Source organism: Sphingomonas aerolata (assembly GCF_003046295.1).
GTDB lineage: Bacteria > Pseudomonadota > Alphaproteobacteria > Sphingomonadales > Sphingomonadaceae > Sphingomonas > Sphingomonas aerolata.
Map to the genome: position 1 here is coordinate 481,651 of NZ_PZZN01000003.1, position 22,512 is coordinate 504,162.

General features: G+C 61.7%; 15 protein-coding genes. 5 read left to right on the top strand and 10 right to left on the bottom strand.

Annotated elements, in window-relative coordinates; translation table 11 throughout:
• Positions 1-637 precede the first annotated feature (637 nt).
• The 4 genes from C8J24_RS14670 to C8J24_RS14685 all read left to right on the top strand — a co-directional run bounded on the left by C8J24_RS14670 (position 638) and on the right by C8J24_RS14685 (position 5,557).
• Positions 638-1,267 carry a PEPxxWA-CTERM sorting domain-containing protein gene (locus C8J24_RS14670; RefSeq protein ID WP_244180835.1) on the top strand — a complete coding sequence of 210 codons (630 nt, stop codon included), beginning with the start codon at positions 638-640 and terminating at the stop codon, positions 1,265-1,267.
• A gap of 1,870 nt (positions 1,268-3,137) precedes the next feature.
• Complete coding sequence (locus C8J24_RS14675) at positions 3,138-3,590, top strand: hypothetical protein (RefSeq protein WP_107933513.1); 453 nt, start codon at positions 3,138-3,140, stop codon at positions 3,588-3,590.
• Between the two features lie 1,017 nt (positions 3,591-4,607).
• On the top strand, positions 4,608-5,054 hold the full coding sequence (locus C8J24_RS14680; protein ID WP_107933515.1) for a hypothetical protein: 447 nt from the start codon (positions 4,608-4,610) through the stop codon (positions 5,052-5,054).
• Positions 5,021-5,557 carry a hypothetical protein gene (locus tag C8J24_RS14685; RefSeq protein ID WP_146163697.1) on the top strand — a complete coding sequence of 179 codons (537 nt, stop codon included), beginning with the start codon at positions 5,021-5,023 and terminating at the stop codon, positions 5,555-5,557. Before C8J24_RS14680 ends, C8J24_RS14685 begins: the two co-directional genes overlap by 34 nt.
• A gap of 98 nt (positions 5,558-5,655) precedes the next feature.
• Here the strand turns inward: C8J24_RS14685 and C8J24_RS17615 are convergent, their stop codons facing one another.
• The 3 genes from C8J24_RS17615 to C8J24_RS14710 form a co-directional block, all read right to left on the bottom strand.
• On the bottom strand, positions 5,656-5,808 hold the full coding sequence (locus C8J24_RS17615; protein ID WP_167396772.1) for a hypothetical protein: 153 nt from the start codon (positions 5,806-5,808) through the stop codon (positions 5,656-5,658).
• Positions 5,809-6,160: 352 nt separating this feature from the next.
• Positions 6,161-9,190, bottom strand: coding sequence for an SGNH/GDSL hydrolase family protein (locus C8J24_RS17390; RefSeq protein WP_146163698.1), 3,030 nt, complete (start codon positions 9,188-9,190; stop codon positions 6,161-6,163).
• A gap of 56 nt (positions 9,191-9,246) precedes the next feature.
• Entirely contained in the window at positions 9,247-9,510 is a 264-nt protein-coding gene (locus tag C8J24_RS14710; protein ID WP_107933528.1) for a putative periplasmic lipoprotein, read from the bottom strand.
• Between the two features lie 43 nt (positions 9,511-9,553).
• Between C8J24_RS14710 and C8J24_RS14715 the strand changes: the two genes are divergently transcribed.
• Positions 9,554-9,754 carry a hypothetical protein gene (locus tag C8J24_RS14715; RefSeq protein WP_107933530.1) on the top strand — a complete coding sequence of 67 codons (201 nt, stop codon included), beginning with the start codon at positions 9,554-9,556 and terminating at the stop codon, positions 9,752-9,754.
• A gap of 41 nt (positions 9,755-9,795) precedes the next feature.
• Here the strand turns inward: C8J24_RS14715 and C8J24_RS14720 are convergent, their stop codons facing one another.
• The 7 genes from C8J24_RS14720 to C8J24_RS14760 form a co-directional block, all read right to left on the bottom strand.
• The gene (locus C8J24_RS14720; protein WP_107933533.1) at positions 9,796-10,308 is read right to left on the bottom strand and encodes a TIGR02594 family protein; all 513 of its coding nucleotides are present in this window, start codon (positions 10,306-10,308) and stop codon (positions 9,796-9,798) included.
• A 510-nt stretch (positions 10,309-10,818) separates the two neighbouring features.
• A complete protein-coding gene (locus C8J24_RS14730) occupies positions 10,819-11,103 on the bottom strand; it encodes a hypothetical protein (protein WP_107933537.1) in 285 nt (94 codons plus the stop codon).
• Positions 11,100-11,588 (bottom strand): hypothetical protein, encoded by a 489-nt coding sequence (locus tag C8J24_RS14735; RefSeq protein ID WP_107933540.1) that lies wholly within the window; start codon positions 11,586-11,588, stop codon positions 11,100-11,102. Before C8J24_RS14735 ends, C8J24_RS14730 begins: the two co-directional genes overlap by 4 nt.
• Positions 11,589-11,907: 319 nt before the next feature.
• On the bottom strand, positions 11,908-12,192 hold the full coding sequence (locus C8J24_RS14745) for a hypothetical protein (protein WP_107933545.1): 285 nt from the start codon (positions 12,190-12,192) through the stop codon (positions 11,908-11,910).
• 107 nt (positions 12,193-12,299) lie between these two features.
• Positions 12,300-12,821: a hypothetical protein gene (locus C8J24_RS14750; protein WP_146163699.1), complete on the bottom strand. Its 522-nt coding sequence runs from the start codon at positions 12,819-12,821 to the stop codon at positions 12,300-12,302.
• Positions 12,822-12,836: 15 nt separating this feature from the next.
• Complete coding sequence (locus C8J24_RS14755) at positions 12,837-17,150, bottom strand: autotransporter outer membrane beta-barrel domain-containing protein (protein WP_107933549.1); 4,314 nt, start codon at positions 17,148-17,150, stop codon at positions 12,837-12,839.
• Positions 17,150-22,507, bottom strand: coding sequence for a hypothetical protein (locus C8J24_RS14760; protein ID WP_107933551.1), 5,358 nt, complete (start codon positions 22,505-22,507; stop codon positions 17,150-17,152). The genes C8J24_RS14755 and C8J24_RS14760 overlap by 1 nt, the downstream gene beginning before the upstream one ends.
• Positions 22,508-22,512 lie beyond the last annotated feature (5 nt).

Genomic DNA, 22,512 nt, shown 5'->3' on the forward strand with positions numbered 1-22,512 from the left:
GGGAGGCCCCAAACGATGGCGAGTACGCCGTACAGAATCATCATGCACAAAGGATGGCAGAATTACTGCCCGCGACTAGTCTCAGTTTTACCCTTAGAGCGAATGTGTCTCGATCCTGATCAGTGCTTACGACGTTGTAGCATTTCGAGGGCCGGTGCGGGGGCATCTAGAACCTGCACATCCGCAACACGTGCAGCAGGAGACTTAGTAATTAAACCGCCCAACCTGGCCAAGGAGGGCTACGATGCCTGAAGACGGAGGTGTTAATAGCCAGGCGAATGCCGTTGCTTATCGGCTGCATTGCCCGAAAAGATTCTGGCTCAATGGACATCGATCGTACGCGGTTTATCGTTGACCGGACCAGATATTCGATCTTTGGCGGTGGACGGCATAAGGAGCTCAACGTCGACCCTTACCTGGCGACCGATGCTGCGCCATCACCGCATAGGCGTTTAAAGGCTAGGCTCGCCCCGGGGTACCTTTAGCCGCGTGGGCGGTTTTGTCCGTTAGGATCTGCGCGCTTAAAAAGCTAAAACTTGCCCTGACGGACAACTTCCTAATGTTCCATTAACCTTCTTGTTTCCGTGAAAAGCCTTGGTTAGCTTGCAGCCAAAGGGTGAGGAGAATCGGCGTGAAGATGGTGAAATCATTCGTGTGCGCTTTGTGCGCGACTTTAGCGACGGGCGTATCGGTACCTAGCGAAGCGGCTGTCATCGTTGCAAGCTTTTCTGGAAAGCTATCAGCTGCCCAGAATAACACGTATGACGATCCCTCATTTCCGTCGTCCGACTTTTTTAAGATAGGGCAGGCCTTCTCGGGAAGCTTTTCGTACGATACCGATAAGCCGGTCGAACAGTACGGCGATTTTGCATCTTTAGACCTGCAGACGTTTAATATTATTATCGGCGATATGGACTTTTCAGACCGCTTTATCCCGCGTCAAACTGGACGTTCGGTTGATGGCGGGGTTGAATTTCTTGCTGGTGGCGCGAGCCAAGGGGGTGGCACCTCCGTCAGCCTCAATCTAAGCTCATTCTTCGGAAGCTATCCGACCGCTAACGAACTGAATGGAAAAACAGCTAGCTTTTTCTACGCTGATTACTTCCCGCTTGGGGGAGTGGTTTCGGGCGACGCTCTTATAAGCGTTGAGGGTGCCACGAGCCCGGTACCTGAACCAGCAACGTGGCTTTTTATGGTCGCTGGATTTGGGATGGTCGGGTACGCAATGCGGCGGCGCTCCATCTTGTTTGCGCCATCGATCGCCTAGCGTTGCAAGGCTACAATAAAGCAGGCAGGGTCCGCACCAAGGTGATCGCCGACCCTGCCCAAAAGCCCTACCTGCCCGGGGACGAGGGGCTGCTGCTTCGCTGAAACGCCCGGCTCTTTCGAACCGGGCGCCCTAATCACTTAATCGGCTTGTCGACGATCCAATAACGCATTTTCGGTCCCCTTCTAAGCTGATAGAAAACGCCGACCATCTCGGCGTAGCAAACGTTAAAAGGTTAATATTTCATTAATACTAATTGCTAGCAGTGTATTGACGTCCGTACGACGATCCGGTGTCCTTATGCGGCAGGGTGCGCGATCTACAGTATAACTCTTCATGCGTTTGCGCCCCGCAGGTGCCGACAACGTTCGGTGTGGGGAGTGCGGCAAGCGACCGAAGACCGCGCGCCCTGGGCGTCTGCACCGCGGCGCGGCGGGGTGAACGACGACGATCCGATCAATGAACCTTACCGAGGAGCGCTACCTGCCAGGGGACGAGGCGCTACTGGACGGTCGCGCTTCGGATCCGCCTCCCTATCATCGAATGTCGGGATGCCTAGCGTCGATCAGGGACCGGGGTCTAGGGCCGCGTCATCGCGGGGACCTGTCCCTAGACTGCTCTCATGCCTGGCAAAGCGCCGTCGAGATCCGCGCGCATCATGCCACCGAGCGCGATCGCCGCAGTGCGTCGCGTCATGTGGCAACGATAGGATATGAGATTGGAGGCCCGACCGGGCCTTGAACAATTAAGCAAAATCAACGGCTTGGTTTGCTAACCGCATCTAATTAGAATACCGCATTCTACCGTGTCACGCGCGTGTTGGCTAACCATGCACAGCCCATCTTTGATGCGGCCACGTTCTCCCAATCGATTATCCCCGATGGATTATGTGAACGAGGGAGGGGGTGAAGCGGTCAAGTCAAAAACATGCGATGCTGATAGCGCGGACGTAATCTCAATTTCGCCTTGAACCGCAGTAATCAATTGTGATGATTGACGTCGGTAACATATAGCCAAGATTGCTGGCCCGTATCAATTTGAGCAAAGCTTGGTTTCTCGGCGGGGACAAACTTTGGACGGCACTGCGGTAGACCAGGCTAAACGGCATCTGTCCCGCGCAGGCAGAGCGCGACAGGCGTTAAGTATAGCAAAGACGATCGAAGAGACTAGATCCGCTTGGAGTGACTTCCTTAATGCGGTCGCCGCTATTTATGAAATATTGAAGGTAGGCTCTGGAAAATATGGCAGTAGTGCCGGATGGTACGGCCGAGTCATAAAAGAAAGAAAGCAAGACGAGTTACTTCGATACCTTCATCACGCGCGCAACTCTGATTATCACGGGCTTGAAGAGGTAACCGGAGACAAGGGGCTAAGGGTTTTGCGTTTGATGCCTGACGGCACTTACGCAGGAGCAATGACGACTGACTCGGGTGATGGTGACCTATCAAGCTTTCGGTCTGGCGTAATCAATCCAGACGGAACACAAACTATCATTACAACGCCAATAATTCAAACGAAGTTTGCGACACTCGTAGCCGTAACCGATGAACTACATGGAGACAGATTCGAAGTACCGACAAGACATTGGGGGGAAGATTACAATTTTCACGAGCCCATTAATGCCGCAGCAACTGCAACACCGTACCTAGAAGCTCTAGTGTGTGTTGCGGATGAGCTTAGCTTAGCTAAGCTTGGTCGCGTCGAGGTTAGAGGCATACGTCAAACCATTAAAGCGCGATAGCTAGCAGGTCCGTACCGGCGATTGGCCTTAGACACTATAGGATAACTTTTTGATGTTACCTGCCCCGCGCACAAAAGATCGGCTTAGCTTGCTCTTTTCGTCATCTGATATTGGTGGTAGTTGGTTTCGATGGTCAAAAGACTTCGGATTAGCAGCGTCGGCGGCATCTTCAGCGCTGGCGGCCTATTTAAGGCCGTGATAGATCTAGTTAACTTTCCTGGTGACGTTGGTGACGCTTGGAAGCATATAGCGAGTACGCCGGGGCCATACGCGGCCGTGCTCGGTATTTGCTTGCTGGTGTGGGCTTTATTCTGGCCGGTACCCCGTGGTCACGATCAAATTGATGTGGTCGAAGAGGGAGAAGCTGTGCCTAATATCAAAAAGTTTGTGGGAAAAATGGGGGCCGTGACCTTACCGGAATCGCGTTCAACGCTGCTCCACCTTGATAGCGGATCGTCGGGAACGATCTCCGACGTGTTCATAGAGGGCGCATCTGGGTTCGATGACGGGCTTCACGCAAGCGGCGACGGATCTATCTCCAAGATTCACTTGAAGGACATCAAAGGAAATAAGGCGCAATAGGGTGTCTTGAATGCCAAGCCTCCCTTTAGCCGTGGAGCTGTAATTCTATGCGTTTTTAGTGCTCGTTGCCGAATAAGATCCAAAACCGGCGTCATGGACATCATAAGTTATGAGGCAGGGGGCATCGACGGAGGCGCGCCGACCAGTTGCTAAGGCAGCTTGAACATTACCCAAATAAGGGGGGGGGCGTGTTTGCGCGCGTAACCATGCGGAATGCCGATCCGGCCGGGCCGTGAACAACAGACCCGAACACGGCAGAACTTAAAAAAAAGGCCGGGGCGTTCGCGTGAAACGGCTGTCTAGCGCACTGCGCCGAGACGACAGTGCCATGTGAGGGCATGCCACTCTTCCAGCGGACGGTGACGCGGTGGCATTAGTTTAGCCAGTTACTATATGCGACAGCCCTATACAGAGAGTTAACTATGACACAGAAGCTAAACGTTACCGCTGAGGATATTGCTTTGGCTGCATTTAATCACGCGAACGCTCTTTCGGCTCACCTGATCCAAAAGGGCCTTCTAACTATCGACGAGGCGAATGAGATAGCTGCCACGGCCGCCTCAATGTGCAAAGCGAGTGGTGGAGCAAATGCCGCGGAAGTAATTTATCGAGCTATCCCTTCGTGCCGCAATGTGGATCCAGTTGCAGCAGCCGAAGCCCGAGGCGCCGAGATTAGCCGACCAGAATGACTGCGGTCGTCGACACTGCCTCTGGGCCAGTGTCGATAATCGGTGGTGCTGGCGACAAAGGTGGTCTCTATCCGATAAGCATGCGGTTCCGACCGTGTGCGCCTTTTTGAAACGGCAGTTTTCGAGAAGGAGATGGCGCGCCCGGAGGGCCTTCAATAATCTTGCAATCTCAATGCGATGATTTGTCTAACCTACACTGCAACGGCGACGGGGTTCTGCGGTGCCCCGTCGCCAATGCCTAACTGAGTAAGGCGAGTTTGCATCGTGTTTGACTCGAAGACTAACCACCGGCAATTTCGGTCGGATGCACGGCCCTTCGAATCAGTAGGTGGTAACCCCGCCACAACTTCCACCTGCAAAAAGCCAGGCCGAGTTCCTATCTCTCGCCAGGCAGAAGCTCGCTCTGGTCAAACTGCTGCTTCATACGAAAGGGCAACGTACGGCGTGCTACGTCGAATGCGGCTTCGCTGTCGAAGCCCTTTTGAAAGCGTTGATTTTGCAGGTGCACCAAAAGATTAGCTGGGACGCGACTCTGGACGGCTACCGCCATCATGAATTGAAAGGGCTCGCTGAGGGGTGTGGGATAACCACGGGCACCCTTATCGCTGCGGCCGAGTTTCGCGCTGCTTGGGCGACGGTATTTCAGTGGCGTCGCAGTGCCGGGTACCACCCTTTTGAAACGACTTTTGCCATCGCGGATGGTATGTACGAGGCTAGCTTTGGCCAGAAAGGAGTTGCAAAGTGGATCGAACTGAATTTCCAGTTGGCCCTTTAGTCGACGATCTACCTGACGGCTATGTCGAAGCTGGTCGCGATTATCACTTGGCGCTCATGAAGCTGGGCCTCATCCCAGAGCTTACGCTCTGGGTACATGACGCTGCCATCGATGGTTGGGCACTCATGATCTGCACGCGACTCTACGACGCGGTCGGCGGCTATGGAATTATGGACCTGCTTTTCCGTGCGTATGACGCGTCAGCCACGCCGCGATTGATAAATCCATTTATTCTCCGCTTAGAAAGCCCGAACCATCCGATCATCCGCGACATCAGTGCTACCCTTTCGGGCAGGGGCATGCCTACGCTGGTTGGAATAACATCAAGTGGTGAGGAAGTAGAGCAAACTGCAGACCACTCGATGGCCGAGAGCAGGATTGGCGATTTAAGCTTTCGCCACGGATGGCGCTATGTTGTTGGCCGCGAGAGTACCCACCCGGCAAACCCGTTCAAGGCATTCAAGGTTTTTAAGCGCTCGGTAGAGCAGCGGATTGCCGCGTAGCGATCCGGAGTCACCAGCATAGAAGTTCTAGCTGGCGTCATTTCGCAAGCTACAGGCAATCACGGAAACGCCCGGCTCTTTCGAACCGGGCGCCTGACTCACATCGTGTCGTAAAAGCCCGCGTGCAGCTTCGCCAGGGTGGCGTCGAACGTACCGCCATTGGCATCAGCGTCCTTCGCACGATCTCGGCCGTACTCGGTCTTACCCTTGGCGGAGAGCTTCTTATAGCGTGCGTTCTCGGTCTTGCTCATGGTTCTTCTTCCTACTCTGATGGTCCAGGTCGACAATAGTATAGAGGTCCGCAGAGCACTGAGCTCCGAGGATCCCTATAAGCCTCCCGATGACCTGGTTATCGGGGGATGCGTGAAACGAGAGGGTCGGCTTACCGCTGCGGCGCCATAGCTTCCGGAATTTCGACAGAAGCGGCGCGAGCAGCTGGGGTTGCTCGACAGATAAGAAGTTGATGTACCAGCCGCTCTCAGCGGCATCCCACGCGATCTGCGCGACGGGCGTCGGCCCCTGCCATGCTATCAGGCAGGAGCCGGACTGGCGAAACTCGGTGTACCCGGTCATGGGCAGCACCTCCTTTCATGTTGAGCTAGCTCAAGCCAAGTTGCCCGCGCGGAAGGCGTCGTACTGACGGCCATTGGAGATCGTCCCGGCCGCGCTCGAACGCACCCCAGCCCGCCCGAAGTAGAGCACCCCGTCGATTGCCGTAGCGACCTCTACACCTCCTATCAGTAGCCGGAGGTAGGGGCCGTCAGCCTCGCCCTGGACCGTGTAGGCAGCACCGGGGTCAGCCACTGCCACCGAAGCGAGCACCGTGGCCGAGTTGTCGATGTAGCGAATGATTCGGCCTAGGCCGGTGGCGGGCGTGTAGGCGAAGAAGTAGCACGTCACCTGATCGGTGCGGGCTCTCAGGGCCACCCCCTGCTCGGGGGTGGCTGCTGCGGCGACCACCACGTCCGCTACTGCCATCTGGCGGGCGGACAGCGGCGCGCTGCTGAGGATGAAGCCCTGTGTGCTCTGGAAGGCGCGCCCTGCTCCGGTGGTCGTCAAGGCCCCGCTGCTGCCTGTAGGCGGTGCCCACGTGTGTCCAGTAGCGGATGCGCGGGAAGAGACTAGCACAGAGGTGGCATCGTTGAAGGGATCGCTGGAGGTTACCCCCGCAGCAAACACCGTCTCGTCATTCGCCGCATTGTTGATTGCATCGGCGCGCAGTACAGGCATCGCCACCTCGTATCCCGCAGGACTTAAGTGGACTCCATCCGAGAGGAACAGCGCCACATTCTTGGCTTGAAAGTAGGCATCCGTGGAGGGATCGCTGGAGCCGCGTACCGCAGTGATGTCCACGGCGCGGTTGATCTTCCCGGACGCCACCGCTGCGATGACCTTCTGGCGGAGTAGGTCTGCCTCACCCCCACGCTCCCAGCCGCCTTTGGGCGTATTCGTGGAAGTGTCCACACAGGGCAACGGGAGGATACTGGAGATGCGCGATCCCACAGGCATCAGGCCCTTGGCGATGTTCCAGACGGACTCCTTATTGGCGTAGACGCTGACGTTTTTCCCAGAGCCGATAACACTGGCCCCGTCCGAGATGTCGTTCTTCGCCCAGTTTTCCCGGAAGTGAGTGACGTAGGGCAGGTAGGCCTTCCGCATGTCCCCAGTCCCCGCCGCGATGAACTCGACCATGGTCGTTCCGTGGCGGGCCAAGCGGATCGTGGCGACCGGCTTTTGCCCCAGAGAGTTGACACTGGAGTGGGTGAACCCGGTAAGCATGTGCTGGCCAGACTGGTCCCCTGTGCCATCGGCAATGCTATCCCCAGCCTCCCCGCGAGCCTCCCCCGCGTGAACTGCGATGAGGGCCGAGCACGTGAAGCCCACGCCGAGCACCGTCTCAGAAAACTGCCCTGTCTGAGCGGCCGGGGCGCTGGCGCTGAGGGGCGAGACAACCGCAGTCTCAGCCGGGTAGCGGACCGAGTAGTCGCTGCCGATGAGATTGGTGTTGTAGTAGAGGTAGGAGGTGGGCTGGAGGTTGTCCACTTCCACCTGGAGCTGCACCCAGATGGCCTGACCGGCCAGGAACTTCGTGAAGGGGCCGAAGTCCGAGGCCTTGAACAGGTCGGTCTTCACCACGGTCTCGCCTGGAGCCATCACCCGCGTGGTGGAAGCCCCACCTCCGTAGGTGCCCACCTTGGACGCGCCCGTGCCATCGTCGAGGATAACGCCGATCTGCTTGATGGTGACTGCCGAGACATTGGCGATTTCCCCAGAAGCACCCACCCACTTGTTGTCCGTGGTTAGGTAGAACTGAGTACACTCATCGGTGATAAGGACACGCTTGAGGGTGGTGCGTCCGCGCTGCTGACTTGTCTTCGCGTCGTACTGGTCACGGGGGACTGCAGTGGCGTAGGCTGCTTGCCTCTCGGATGCAGCCGGGGGCGTAGTAGTTTGAGATCCCACTACCGTCAGTACACCGCTAGCCCCGGTCGCGCCGGTTGCAGACACGGAAAAATTGATCGTGCCCGCCGATATAGCGGACATGCCACGCACAACCTTCCAGCCCGCTGACGCATCGCCAGCAATCACCAGGCGGCCGTCGTTTGGCGTCACCGATGGCGTGACGCCAGCGGGAACGTTTGAGATATTGGATATCGTGGTGCCTGCGGCTGCGTTCGATGCGATCGAGATAGAGGCTGGCGACAGAGTGAGAGTTAGCGTCGCGGCCGATACAGTGCGCGTCAAAACCGACGACGAGGCGCTGCCGCCCGAGCCTGTAGCAAACTCTTGGTACGTCAACGTACCAGCGGAAGCGGGAGCTGCGGTTAGCCCCGTGCTGATGGTCGAACCGTTGAGCGCCCAGGCACGGGACGTGATCGAGCCATTGCTTACAGCGCCTGGCGTTGCGGTATAGGTTGTCGTCCCCGCCGTGCCAGACGAAGGGCTGACCGTCGGCTGCGAGGTAAAGGCTGGCGCTGCCGCTGCTGCGGTTGCAACGGTCACCTGTTGTACCGTCGACTGCGTGGTGCCGCCTGGTCCGGTCGCTGTCTCTTGGTAGGTCAGGGTGCCGGACGATGCCGGAGACGCCGCGATGCCGGTGCTGATCACCGTCCCGTTGATCGTCCACGATCGCGCCGTGATCGAGCCATTGCTGACGTTGCCCGCGGTTGCGGTGAATGTCGTCGCCCCGGCAGTTCCGGTATTTGGGCTGATGCTCGGCTGCGAGATGAAAGACGGTGCCGGGGTAGGGGTGACGGTGGCCGCAGTCACCGCTGCCACCTGAACCGTGGACGTCGTCGTGCCGCCTGGGCCTGACGCCGTCTCTTGATAGGCGAGCGTACCGGACGAAGCGGGCAGGGCCGTTATTCCGCTGCTGATGGCGGTGCCGTTCAGCAGCCAAACACGGGACACGACAGAGCCGTTGCTGACGGTGCCCGGCGTCGCGGCGTACAGTGTTGAGCCTGCGGTGCCGCTGGTCGGGCTAACGCTTGGCTGCGTCGTGAAGGCAGGCGCAGGCGTCGTTACGGGAACTCCGGCTGCCTCAAGCGCCGCAATACGCTTAATCAGCGCGTTCACCGTATCGCGCCAGTCGCGCGTAGACGTGTTGTTCGGGATATTCGTCAGCACGGCCATGCGTGGACACTCCTATTCAGGAAAGCGGGTTGGGCATTCATCAGCGTGGCGACGCGTCAGCGCGGCCAGGCGTCGACGGCGAGGCCGCGGCGCACGTCACAGAGCGCCAGGTCGGCGCGCGCGTCGCGCAGCGAGCCCTCGGCGTCCGCGCTGTTGGCGCTACCGTCCGGCTGCCGGCGCATCGGCGTTGCCGTGCAGGGCTTCTTCGCCTCGGCTGGCACTGGGGGGATCGCCGGCGAATAGCTCAGCGTCGAGCGCGTCGATGCCGCGCACGCGGTCAGCAGGAAGGCAGGCAGCACGGCCAGCAGCAGTTTGCGCATAAGTCCTCACGGTGTCAGTGGATCGAAGGATGATGGGTTCGCGATGCGCGAGGCGGTCGGCGAAGGTCGTGAACGCCGTGGTTTGCTGGACGGCGAACCGCGTTTCCGCCGCGGCGCGCAGCTGCTCGGCCTTCGCGATCTCGGCGCTCCACGCCGTTCGCTCGGCCTTCAGCGTTGTCTCAAGGTCATCGGCACGTGCTCGCGTCAGCAGCAGGCCGATGAGCAGGCCAGCCATAGGCACTGACCACCACAAGCGCCGCAGCAGGGCGAAGCCCGCCGCCCAGGTCATGCTTCGTTCGACGAAAAGGGCACGCCCGCGATCGTCTTCATTTTCACGGCGCCACCGATGACGGGCACGCCAGCGGGCCAGCGCGAGGCGGTCAGACGCGATTTTGCGATGCGCGTGACCGTGACAGCGTTGCCCTGGTTTCCGCCGAGCACATGATATGCGGACTCATCTTCGCCGACATAGAAGCCGACATGCCCGCCGCCTGGGCGATCGAAGACGAGGACCGCACCGGGAGCAAGCCGCTCGGGCCGCAGTTTGCTACCCCAGGACGCCCAGCTTTTCGCACGCGCCGCGATCCTGACGGGCTCGACGCCGACCGCGACGAGGCATGCCGCGACAAAGCCACCGCACCACGGCATCTCGTCATCTTTCCAGATCACGCCGTTCCATTTGCGCGCCGTGTTGAGAAACGCGATCAGGGCATTGTTGTGCGTGCGACCGACTATTTCGTGGGTGCCAAGAAGCGACCGGGCATGGCAAAGCCACGCCGGCTCTAATGCCGTCGTCATGCTTAATTCCTTACAATGGTGAGGCGTTTTCGACTTTGGCGCTGTTCAGATTGCGCCAGAGGGTTTTTCAAAGCTCCGGCCGGCCCGCCTCGCGCTTTTCCCCTTGTCGCTGATGCGGGCCGTTAACAAAATATTAACTACAATTAGGCATTTTGCAGACGAGGCTCTGCCTCCCCGTGAAGGGTTCCCTGCTCGTCACGATGCCGCCCCAGCTACGACGAGCAGGGAGTACGGAGCGACGGTTTGACTGCCTGACACTGGAAGCCTCTCACGCCGGCTCTGATGCCGTCGTCATGATTATTTCCTTCGATGTGAAGCTATTGGCGAGGTTGGCTGTTATCGACGGGCCGGGTTTCTTAACCTTGCCCGGTCGGCCCGCCATGACCTCTCCCGGTTGGGCGGGCCGTTACCTTGCAACCGACGACCAGCTCGCGGCGTTCTCAGGTCGCCGGGCATATCCCCAAGAGTGTCTTGGCCGGCTCGCCCTTGGCTGACCCTGGGGGCGGGCCGTTATTCTGCCGGCGTTGCCGGGCCGGTGCCGATGGTCTGTGGTGGCAACTTGTCGAGCGCCGTCGCCAGGTTGGCGTCTTGTTGGGCACTCGCGCCTTTGCCAACGTTCAGCACCGCCGCGACGGCCGCGCCGACAATCGGGCCCAGGCCGGTGAAGAAGCCATCAACAAAGCGAGTGTTGTTCGCCGGAACCTGATGGAAGAACGATATCGTCGCGAGCCCGATGTATCCGACGATCAGGGTAAGGGCGATGACATAGCGCCAGTGGCGGTCAACGTCGCTCATTCGGGTGCTCCTGGCTTAGTGGCGGCGATCGCAGCAGCATGGATTGCTCCAGCCTCTTGTTTCTCACGGGCTATCTGCTGAGCTCGCATCTCTTCGATCATCGCTGCAGCCGTCGCTGCATCGTCCGGGTTCTTTTTTACCATCATCAGGAAAGCGGTCAGGCACTGATCGAGATTGTTGATGCGGTGCCGATCGACCGCGCGCTCTGCCTGATGCAGCGCCTCCTTAAACTCACCCTTTTTTTCGAGCTTGGCGATCCGCTGGCGCATCGCTTCCATCTCTTCCGCGCGCTCGTTCAAAAGATTCGCCTCTCGCTCGTTCGCGATCTTCTTCAGAGCTGGGCGGCTTTTGATGATTGCCACAAGGACGCCGCCGACGAGCAGGTTGAGCAACCCGACCGCAGCAGTCGTCCAGGTGAAGCCAGTGCTGACTGGAACGGCCTTGGCCGCTGCAGCTGCGAGACTAAACCCGAGGACCACGGCCATACGCCCATGCTACGCGGATAATGTACATGCCCGTCGCTCCGCTCAGGACATACAAAGCCTGCCAGAGCATCACGTTCTCGGGCGCCAGCAGCCAGCGGGCGCAGAACCCTATCATGACGAAGGCCGTCGCGACGCACGCGAGGCGCATCGGGTCACCGCGGCGCGTCCCGTTGCCTGACACAGCGCCCCATGCACCGGGCACGGCATAGATAAGCAAAACGCCCCAGATGAGGATGTTGACTACCCGTAGTCCGGTCATGCGTCTTTCCTTTCCGCGACCGCTTGGGTTGCGAAGCTTGTCTTGCTCATGGATCTGTCCTCAGGGTTTCGGCGCGCAGCCGAGGAAGGCGCTCTCAACGTTGCGCCGGCAGTGGTCCGGTTCAGAGCCGAGCAGCACGAACAGTCGATCGATCACCACCTCGAGCACGAGGCCCCAGCGGTGACCCTTGATCGCAGCGCGGCCGACGCGGCTGGAGATCGTCTCATCAGCCGAAGGGGTTGGCCCGCCAACAGCCACGTAGATCGGCACGGCGATCAGGATGTAGGCGAGCTGGTCAACCGCGACGAGCAGCTGTCGCAACCCGAGCCAGAAGCGCTCATGCATTGCCCAAGCTCGCTGCCGGACTTGGAATGATCAGGTTACCCGGGACAGTGAAGGATCCGATGATCCTGAAGCCGTCCTTCGTCTTCACGAGGAGGGGAGACCTTGGTTCAGCTTTGCGTGCCATTGAGGATACTCCAATCGACTTTGCCGGCCGCGACGATCGCGCCGAGGTTTCCCGCGCGCCCGACCGCGGCCTTGGCTCCCATGCGCAGCCCCTCGATCGCGGCGCCGATCGCCACCCAAGCGTCGGCAAGCTCGATGATCTCGGCCGCAAGGTCTGCGATCGTCATTCCGCGCGCGCCAGCCTCTGCAGTGAGGAACGGCGTGGTGGTGTCGTTGTCCACGGACCATGCGCGCGCTTCCGCTTCCTTACGCTGATACGTCATGGCCTGCCCGGCGCCGGGCGTTAGAATGCGCTGGCGGATGAGTTCGGCTTCGTCATCGATCTTTACGGCGCTTGCTGCGCGCAGGGCGTCGAGATCGAGGGTAGGCGCACGCACGACCTGCGCCGGCACCATGACCATGCCCATGCCTTCAGAGAATTGCTGCTGCGCGGCAGATCCAACTGACCCGCCGCCACGCCAGAGCTCCTCACCGGACGCTAGGTCGTAGATGATCCAATGTTCCATGATGAAGCTCCGGGACTAGCGCTTGAACTCAGTCACCGCGATTGCGGCACTGGTATAGGTCCACGTCGTGTTTGTGGTGGTGACGAAAAAGCGGAGGAAAAACTGCACTGCGGTCCCCGCCGGGAATTGGATGATTTGGAAGAAGCCGACAGGAACCGCTGTATTTGATGGCGTGAAAGCCACCTCGCGCGAGAGGGCCAGCTCAGTTCCGTTGTATGCCGCGAATAGCTGCGCTCGCATGTTGCCGGAGCCAGCGGTCCGAGTGCCGTCGGCCTGTACGTCGACCTTCATCGTGCCGCCGGTGCTGGTGATATAAACCCGCCCGGTTTCACCCGTGTCTTCGGGGCTTACGCCGCCGCTCATGCCGGCGATCGCGACTGTGTTGGTCACGCCATTCAAAGCGATGCGATCGGTTACCACCGACCCGGACACCAGCAGATTGCCGTTGATCGACACGTCGCCGATGATGTCGACGCCAGCGCCAGCATTTGCATCGGCGCTGATCGTGATCTGCGCGCGGTTGTCTCCAGCTACCGCCGTGGTGCGCCAGTAGGCGGCCGTGCGTCCCTTGACGTCCGCGAGGGTGCCGGCCTGCTGTGAAACTGTCGCTGCGGTACCGTTATACGCGCTGCGAAGATCGCTAACGCTTTGAGCAACTGCCCCGATCTTCGGATCGACGACAACGGTGAGCCGCTCGTCGATCTTTGCCGTCAGATCGCCGCCGGAGCCCGACACCTGCGCTTCTAGGATGCTTACGCGTTGCGCAGTAGCATATTGGTTTGGGAGGTCCGCGAGCACGTCCTCAGTGGTGTTAATGCGCGCATTCACAAACTGATCAATCCGCGTCAGGCGGTTGTTTACATCGTCTGTAAACGTGTTCAGTGCGCTCGGAGCCTGCCGGGACATTTGCGCTTCGAGGCTTGTCGACCTGCTACCTAAAGCCAAACTCGCCTGCGCCAGCGCGTCGGTTGCCTCCTTTACCCGCGCCGTGCTGGCGACCTGCGCAGCCCGCCCGCTGCCGGGGCTGTATGGGGCCCACGCCAGCTGACCTGCGCGGGCAATACTGACCGAAGGACGCCAAAACCATGCATAGCTGTCGTTAGGATTGGCGCCGGCCTTGGTGTCGTTCTTGCGCATGATAAGATAAGCACCGACAGCATTGCTCGGCACCTGGACGCTTTTCATTCCGTGCTGTGTGTAATTCTCGGGATTGTTGCCGAGAGCTTCAGGCGTGGACACGTCGCCAGCGTCGACGGCGAACATCGCAGCGCCGGCAGCATTCAACCAGACGAGGGCGATCTTGACGCTAGCGCGGTGTGCAAGACAAAATGCGGAAAATTGAAGGTATTCGCCGGGCGTCACCGCGAAGGGGTCGCTAAGCCACTCCAGATACGTCGAGTCGCCAACCCGCCCGGGCTGATACATGCCTAATGTGTGCTCACCGAGCGGATGATAGCTTGAACCCTCCACATCAATCCCGCGGTTTGGTGCGGATAAGGTGCCGGACGGGTTATACTGGTTATAGGTCCAGCCATCGAGCGTGATGAAATCAGTGCCCACTAGCAGGTTGCCGCCGCCCGACGTGAAAGACGCTTGGACTGTCTCGATGCGAGCGCCAAGGGCGCGATCCGCCTCAGTCATTGCGCTTGCCGTTTGATCGACGCGAGCGTTCGTTCTGGTGTCGCGGCCGACATAGTCGGTCGTGATTGTGTCGATCCGCTGCCCGATCGCGCTGTCGGCATCGCTAAGCGCCGCAACCGCAGTGGTGATCCTCGTGCTGGTGGCGGAGTCAGCCGCCTTATAATCGGTGGTGATCGTGTCGATCCGCTGCCCGAGCGCGGTGTCAGCATTGGACAAGGCCGTGACAGATTGCGTGATCCGGGTGCTCGTTGCGGTGTCGGCCGCCTTGAAGTCGGTCGTGACGGTGTCGATGCGCTCCCCTAGCGCCGTGTCCGCAGCCGACAGGGCCGTGACCTGGGTCGTGATGCGCGTGTTGGTTGCGCTGTCGCGGCCCGTATAGTCCGTCACGACGGTGTCGATGCGCTGCCCAAGGGCGGTATCGCGGGTCGACGAGGCCAGCTCGACCCGGCTGATCTCGGCCCGGGTGGCGGTGTCCTTGGTGGTGACGTCCGTCACGATGGAATCGACGCGCTTGCCGATCGCCTCGTCAGCAGCGGACAAAGCGGCAACCGAGTCCATGATCCGCGTGCTGGTCGCCGAGTCTGCCGCCTTGAACTCGGTGGTGACGGTGTCGATCCGCTCACCCAATGCCCGGTCGGCCGCGGACAAAGCGGTGACCTGCGTCGTGATCCGCGTGTTGGTGACGCTGTCCCGGCTCGTGTAATCGGTGACGACGCTGTCGATACGCTGCGCGATCGCGCGGACGTCATCGGTGCGGACCAGCCGCTCCGTCTCGATCAGCGCGCGGACCTCACCGTCGTTCTTGTTGGTGACGACCGTCAGGCTGTCGATGCGGCGTTCGAGCAGCTCGTCCTTGCCCTGCGCCCGGTTCGCTTCGGCGTTGAGGTCGGTCATTGCCGCATCGATGCGGGTATTTGCACGGCTGACAGCCAGATCGGCCGCGACGCGAGCCGCTCCCAGTTTGCTATCGGCGCTCGCCAATGACCCATCAAGAGCGATCCCGGCGGAGAGCAGCTTGGCATTCAGGTCGGCGAGTGCCGCATCTGCCTTCGCCCCGGCCGTTTTGATCAGGGCGTTGGCCGCCGCCACCGCGCTGTTGATCGCGGGGATCGTAATATTCTCGAGGATGTCGTTTCGATGCTTTACCGAGGCCGCATCAGCAATGACCTGCGTCGCCGGCACCCCAGCAACGGCGCCGGTGTCCTTCGACGTGTTCTCACCGGTGTTGTCGGCGTTCTCGGTCGGCTTCGTGCCGCTGACATTCTCCCAAGGGATCGTCAGTGGCGCCGGGGTCTTTGCTTCGCTGAAGCCCTCGATCGACAACGTCAGCTTGCTCAGCGTCTCACCGACCTCGACGCTGAAGTCTTTGAAAAAGCCGTAGACGATAAGGCTGTCGACGCCGGCGTCGCCAAGCCACAGCGACGGGACTGCGCGGACGGCTGCGATCCGCCCGACGACCTGGTCGACCGCGTCAGTCCGGATCAGTGCCTTGCCTGCCATCCGCTTCGCCCAGGCGCGGGGGACGATCATCGTCTCGCCGAACTCGTCGGTCTCGCGCCGACTGTAGTCGGTGATGCCCGACGTCGCTGAACCCTCGGTGATGCCGAGTGGCCGCAATATGCCGAGCAGCAGGGTACCGACGAATACGGTACCATCGCCACCGCGGCTGTCTTGCCACTCTGTGGTGTCGCTCACGCCTTCGCCATCTGACCAGGTTGGCGGTTCCACCGTGGCGGTCCCAGCGACCGTGTCCTGCCACGAGACCGAGTCGTCCCATGCGAAACCATCGTCCCAGACGACACGCGTCGCAGCCTTGCCGAACGGCGTCAGCGTTACCGTGATGCTGGCGCCGGCCGCCAGCGATAGATCAAGGAACAGCGCAGCGCCGGAGCCGCCCGACGGCGCGACAGTGCGGTCATATCCGGGCGCCTGAACGCGGACGGTCGCAGCGTTGCAATCGAGGATCGCAAGGCCGGACGCCGCGGGGTCGGGGCGCAGCGTGACCACGATCGGCGCCTCGTCGGTGGTGACGGATCCTAGCGCCTGGTCGAACATCGCCCAGCGGTTTGTCGGTCCGACGTCGAGCCATGCGCCTGTCGTTGTCGCCGGGTCATGGCCGACGTTCCGCTCGAGCAGGCTTTCCCAGACGCGGTGCGTCGAACGCCGCATGACGCGCTGCCCCAAGGCGTAGCCGCCAGCCGCGGTCCACTCGATGGCGTCATCTTCGGCGACGCTGCTCGATGTCAGGACGGCGTCTGTGATCGCGATCGGCTGGAGCAGCTGAAGGCTGGACGCCTGACCAACCGGGGCCGGATCAGAGCCGTCGTCCGTAAACGCTTCCTCGCCGGTCATCCCCTCAACCGTCAGCGTGCAATAGCTGAGCGGCGCGGTCGCATGGTCGACCTCGAATTCCTTGTAGAACCCGCGGACGGATAGGCTGCCGAAGCGATCATCGGCGATCCACGTCGCCGAGGTGGCACGAAGCTCGGCGAGCTGGCGCTGGATCGTGTCGACGTCATCGAACGGCACGGCGAGACGCACGGTCATGCGACGCGCGAAACCGCGCTGCACAACCGTGGTCACCCCGAATTCGTCGGTGACCCGCCGGCTGTAGTCTATGACGCCGATTGTTGGCGCCGTCCCGACGGTGCCGAGCTCGATCGCGCCCGAGGCGGTGACGACCTTCATCAGGCGGCATTCCCAATGCTGAACGCCATGCCGTTATGATCCGCTGTGACATCGTCGAGCTTGCGATCGATTCCCTTGGTGTTGCGAGCGATCTCGGACTGCGCAGAACCATTTTCACGGCGCAGGCCGGCGACCTCTTCCTGCAACGCCTCGATGGCGCTGACGATCTGATCATCGTTGGCCGGGGCGGGCGCCTTGCCGGTTGCGGCGCCGGCTGCCGTGATCATCGTATCGATCGGCGTGGCGGTCGCGCCCGACGCGGCGGTCCCGCCAGCCAGCGCGCTGACAACGCCATAGGCGGCCTGGCGGTTGGCGTTGTTCATGGCCTGCACCCGGTCGAGTTCCTGCCGGCTGGTCATCTGCTCGGCGGTCGGCGCGGTGGTGCCGTTGCCGAGCGCGCTGATCACGCCATAGGTTGCCTCAAGGCTGGCAGCGGTCATGGCGCGCACGCGTTCCAGTTCCTGCCGGCTGGTCGCCTGCTCGGCTGCGGCCGTCAGCAGCGCCTGACTGAGCGCCGGCAGGGTCTTCGCCGCATCCTGATCACCGCCACGGGCGGCGGTGTTGGCCGCGTTGAACTGCCCCTGCAGAGCGGCAAAGCCGTTGTCGTTGCCTGCGCCGGTCAACCCGCGAATGCGCTTCACCTCGTCCATGAGACCGTCACCGACCGACGTCCAAGCGTCGCGCAGCGCCTCGGCAGCCTTGGCCGCTTCTTGGGCATCCTGGATCGCCCAGATCTGCTGCTGCAAGGCGCGATTGCTGACGTCGAGCTTGGCAAGGTCGATGGCGCGGAGCGTTGCGGTGTCGCCCTTCAATTCGAGCAGCTTACGCTCGAGGTCCTGACGTTCGGCTGCGATATCGGCCGTACTCCGGGCGCCCTCCATCGCGGACTGCAGGTCGGCGAACGCCGGCGCGAGCTTGAGCAGCGTGCCGTAAGCCGACTGCCCCGCGGCGGTGTTGAGATCCTGTGCCTCGACGAGCTCGCGGAAACCGGCAAGGCTCGCCGGCATCGCCATGCCGAGGCTGTCGAACACCTTGGCGAACTGAGCCGTCTTGGCGGCCGCCTGCTCTTCCTTGCTGTAGAACGCCTCGAAATAAGCGTTCGCAGCGCTGGTCAGGTCACTGACGCTGTCGAACTGGTCGGCCAGTGCAAGCTTGGCGTCGATGCTAAAACCGCGAGTGGCAGTGCCAAGCAGATCCAGCGCAGTGCCAACCGCTTCGACCGTCGACGCGACACGGACCAGCGTCTCGAAAGCGCCTTCCCCAACCTTCTGGAAGCGTTCGAGGCCGGGGATCGCAGTCGCAGCCATCTTATCAGCGGCAGCGCCGAACACCGCAGACAGCTTCTCCTGGATCTGCTCGCCGGTCAGGTCCTTGAGGTCAATCTTGCCGATGCTGACGACGAAGCTGTTGAGGCGGGCCTGCACGTCACCGGTGGCGACGCCAAGCGGCCCCGCAGACGCGGCGATCGCGTCGTTGAACTGCTTGAGGATCAGCGTGAACTGGTTTTCGAGGCCAGCGTCAGCGCCGGTGTATTTTGTCGAGTATGACGTGCCGGTGCTAATCCCGAGGAACTTCTTCTTCTTCTCGACGTCCGAATAGTAGGACGCATCGAAGCCGCCGCCGAGGACGCTGCCGAGCTGCTGATCCTTGCCGTAGAGGCCGCTGCCCACGACCGTCGTCTTCGACCCGAACAGCGAACCGATCAGGCTGCCGACGGCGCCGATGATGCTGCCGACCACCGGGATCTTGCTGAACAGCCCACCGCCGGTCACGATGCCGGACAACAGCTTGCCAGTGCTGTCGGAGGCGAAGCCTTCCTTCACGCCAGCCGAAGCGTTGACGTCGCCAGCACGAACGACCAGCGCCGCGACGTTGCCGATCTGGCTGTCGATCGACTTGAGGGATGCCGCCATCTGGCGCGCGTAGGTGTTGGTCAAGGTATCGACCTCCTTCAACGCATCCATCGATCGCTTGAGGCTTTCCGACTGCGCGCTGGTATCCCCGAGCACGGTACCGGTGCCGTCGTTCGCCTTGGCGAGCGTGTTCTTGCCGCCGCCGCCACCGAAAAAGCCGGTGAAGATGCCGAGCGACGCAAGCGCAGCGGCCATCACAGCCATGCCGGCGAGATTGAACGGGAATGGCGAGGATGACGCAGTCTTCGCCATCGCAGCGGTACCGTCCGCTGCGGCGCGCATCCCGGCATTCACGACGCTGGTCGCGGTGAACGCGGTGTCGGTCGCGACGCCGGTTGCGGCAGCGACGGTGCGCGCCGTCGTGACGCCGCCGATCAGGCCAAGCTGCACCGCGGCGTTCTTTACCGCCATCGCGAATTCTATCGCGCGGAAGACCTTCTCGGCAGTAGCCATGGCCTTGTAGCCAGCGGTACCTTCCTTGAAAAAGCCCTTCGCCGCGGCTGCCATGTCACCATAAGCGGCGGTCTGCGCCGAGGCGGTACGCATCGCGAATAGCTGGTTCTCGCGGGCGATGCGGTTTTGATCGGTGCCCGCTTCCTTGATGGCAGCATCGTGCGCCTGCTGCAGACTCGTCTGGTCCGCATAGTAGGAGGTCATGATCGTCGCGGCATCGCCGATCGCCGCACCGACGCTGCCGAACGCATCGGCCATGCCCTGCGCCGCGCGCTGAGCGGTCTGGTCGATCGTGTCGAACAGGTCGGCAGTGGCGCTGAGCGACGCGTTAAGCGCGTCACTGGCGTTAGTGACGGCCTGATGCCCCTTTGCGATCTCGACCTGCTGGGCGATGTATGCGGCGCGGCGAGCGGGGTCGGTAAACCGGGCCTCGGCTTCCTGCGTCGCCTTGAGCGTCGCCAGGCCGATTTCGCGCTCGTTATTGGTCGCACCGACCAGCCGAAGCTCTTCGGCCAGCGTGGCAAGCTGCTTCCGGCCATCGGTCATGTCGGTGTTGAACCGGCCGACCTCTTCCGTGTCCTTAAGCGCCTTTCGTGCGGCCTGCTGATCCTCGAGCGCCTTCGTTGCGCGTGCGGCTGCATCGGCAAGCCCAAGCTGCTGCGCGGCCTGAACCGCGGCGAGCAGCGGCAAGTCGGCGATTTGGGCGGCGATGAGGTCATTGGCGCGTTCGGCCGGCACGAGACCAGCCGCCACGGCCGCGTTGACCTGCTGCTGCGCGGTGATCTGGTCGCGCATACCCGCCGTCGACTTGGCTGCATCGGAAACACGTTGCGCAATTGCCAGCTGCACCTGGCGCGATACCGCTGCGGTGATATCGGCCTGCTGCTTGATCGCCTTGCTCTCGGCCTTCACACGCGCCTCGGCGATCAGCGCCGCTGCGCCCGACACGCCGTAGGCTTTCGCCAGGTCGTAGAGGTTGCGGATCTGCGCCTCGATCGCCTCGGCGTCGCGGACTAGCCCTTCCGCATGGCGGTCTACCTTCGGCGTTGGTGGTGCTTTCGGCGTCCGGTTTGCCTTGATCTCGTTGGCCTTCTTGAGCAGTCGCTCCTGCGACTTGCTGACGATGTTCTCGGCAGCCGTGGCGAAGAACGTGTTCGTCCCGTTGACGACCTGCCCTGCGCCCCGCGCGTAACCCTTGCCGAACGCCTTGCCGAGGCTGCTGCCTGCGCTGGTTACCGCAGTTGCGGCATCGCTCTGGCCCATGGCCTTCAGGATGGGGCCGGCGAAGTCGCTGATTGCCCCGCCGATCGACTTTAGCCAGCCGGCGACGCGGTTGTAGATGGCGTTGAAGATCTGCGAGATGCCGTTGCCTGCCCACTGGGCCGCAGCGACGACGGGGGCGAAGAACTGCGCGACGGCCGCGGCCGCTGCCGACACATACGCCGTCACCGACGTCGAGATGCTGCTCCATAGCTCGACGATCGCCGCATAGGTGCCGGTGAACGTGCCGTAGATCGATGCCAGGAAGCCCTGCACCTGCTGCGCGTCGTTCGGCGAGAACAGATAGTCCATAAGCGATTTGCCCGACCCGCCCAGGTCGAGCCCGTCGGTGATGGTCTTCCAGACGCCGGCAACCATGTCGCCGGTCGTGATCGACTGATCGCCGAGCTTCTTCATCTCCTTGGACGTCAGCCCGAGGCCGTCAGCGAACTTCTTCATGCCCGCGTCTTCGTTGATCTGCTCCTTCCACCGGTAGAGCGCGACGCCGGCGACGGACGCGACCGCAATCGCGGGGAGGAACGCGACGGCGAGTCCGCCCATCTCGGCTGCGAAGCCCTTCACGCCGCCCTCGGCCATCTGCGCGACCTGAAAGATCTGGCCCGCTTGGCTGGCGAAGATCTGGAACGGCGCCGCGCCCATCGCTGCCATAGTGGCGACGTCGTTCAGCTGGAACGACAGCTGCGTCAGGGTGCCCTTGCCCTTGCGAGCGACGCGGTCCATTTCGTCTTGCGCCTGCGCGCTTTGGCGCAGGCGACCAGTCAGCACTTCCTGCTGGCGCGCATATTCAGCCGGCGCGGTTGCCCCGGCGTGATAGAGCCGCGTCGATTCCGCGATCTCGGCATTGAGCTTCTTGGTCGCCGCGTAAAGGGGGTCGGTCGACATGCGTAGCTGCTCGGCCGCGGCTGCATCGGCAACCTGGGCATCATGCGACGCGCGCACGGCCGACGCCAGCTGACCATGCTCGCGCGCCAACTGCTCAGCTGCCAGCCCCTCGAGGCGCATGGCGGCCGCATTGGCTTCACGCTGTGTGATCTCTGCCGCTGCCTGCTGCTCGTTATAGTCGCGCATGCCTTGCTTCGCGCGGGCTTCGAACATCGCGCTGGCGAGCGCAGCCTGACGGCGGGCCTGCGCATCAAGCGCAGCAGCAGCGGCAAGGCTCGCTGTCTCCTCCTCGCGCAGCGCCACGACGCCAGCTTTCACGCGGGCCTCGAACATCTGGTGAGCATAGGCAGCTTGCCGCAGGGCCTCCGCCTGAGCATCTGCCGCTGCAGCAGCTTGGCTGGTCGCCGTGACCAAGGCCAGCTCTTCGCTGCGGATCCGCCCGGCAAGCTCGGTCAGGCCAAGCTGTTGCGCTTCGAACGCTCTGAATTCGGCCGTAGCACTACGGACCTCCTCGCGAGTTTTGCCAAACACGCTGTTTTGACGCTCGAGCTGGCGCGCCATTGCCTCACCGGCCTTCTCGACGCGCGCGAACTCGCGCGCTGCGTTGGCACCCTCGCGGGTTGCCGCGGCGCCGAAATTGGCGACTGCGCTGGTGGCGCCGGCAAGCTTGATCCCACCCGCAGCCGCCTCGATGCGCGCGGAGTTGCGGATGAAGTCTTGCGTCTCGGAGCTGAACATCTGGCCGAAGCGCAGCAGCTCGGCGAACGCACCTTCGGTATTGAGGATGAAGCCAACCTCTAGGGCGGCCGCGCCGTCGTCATCAATCATCGCGG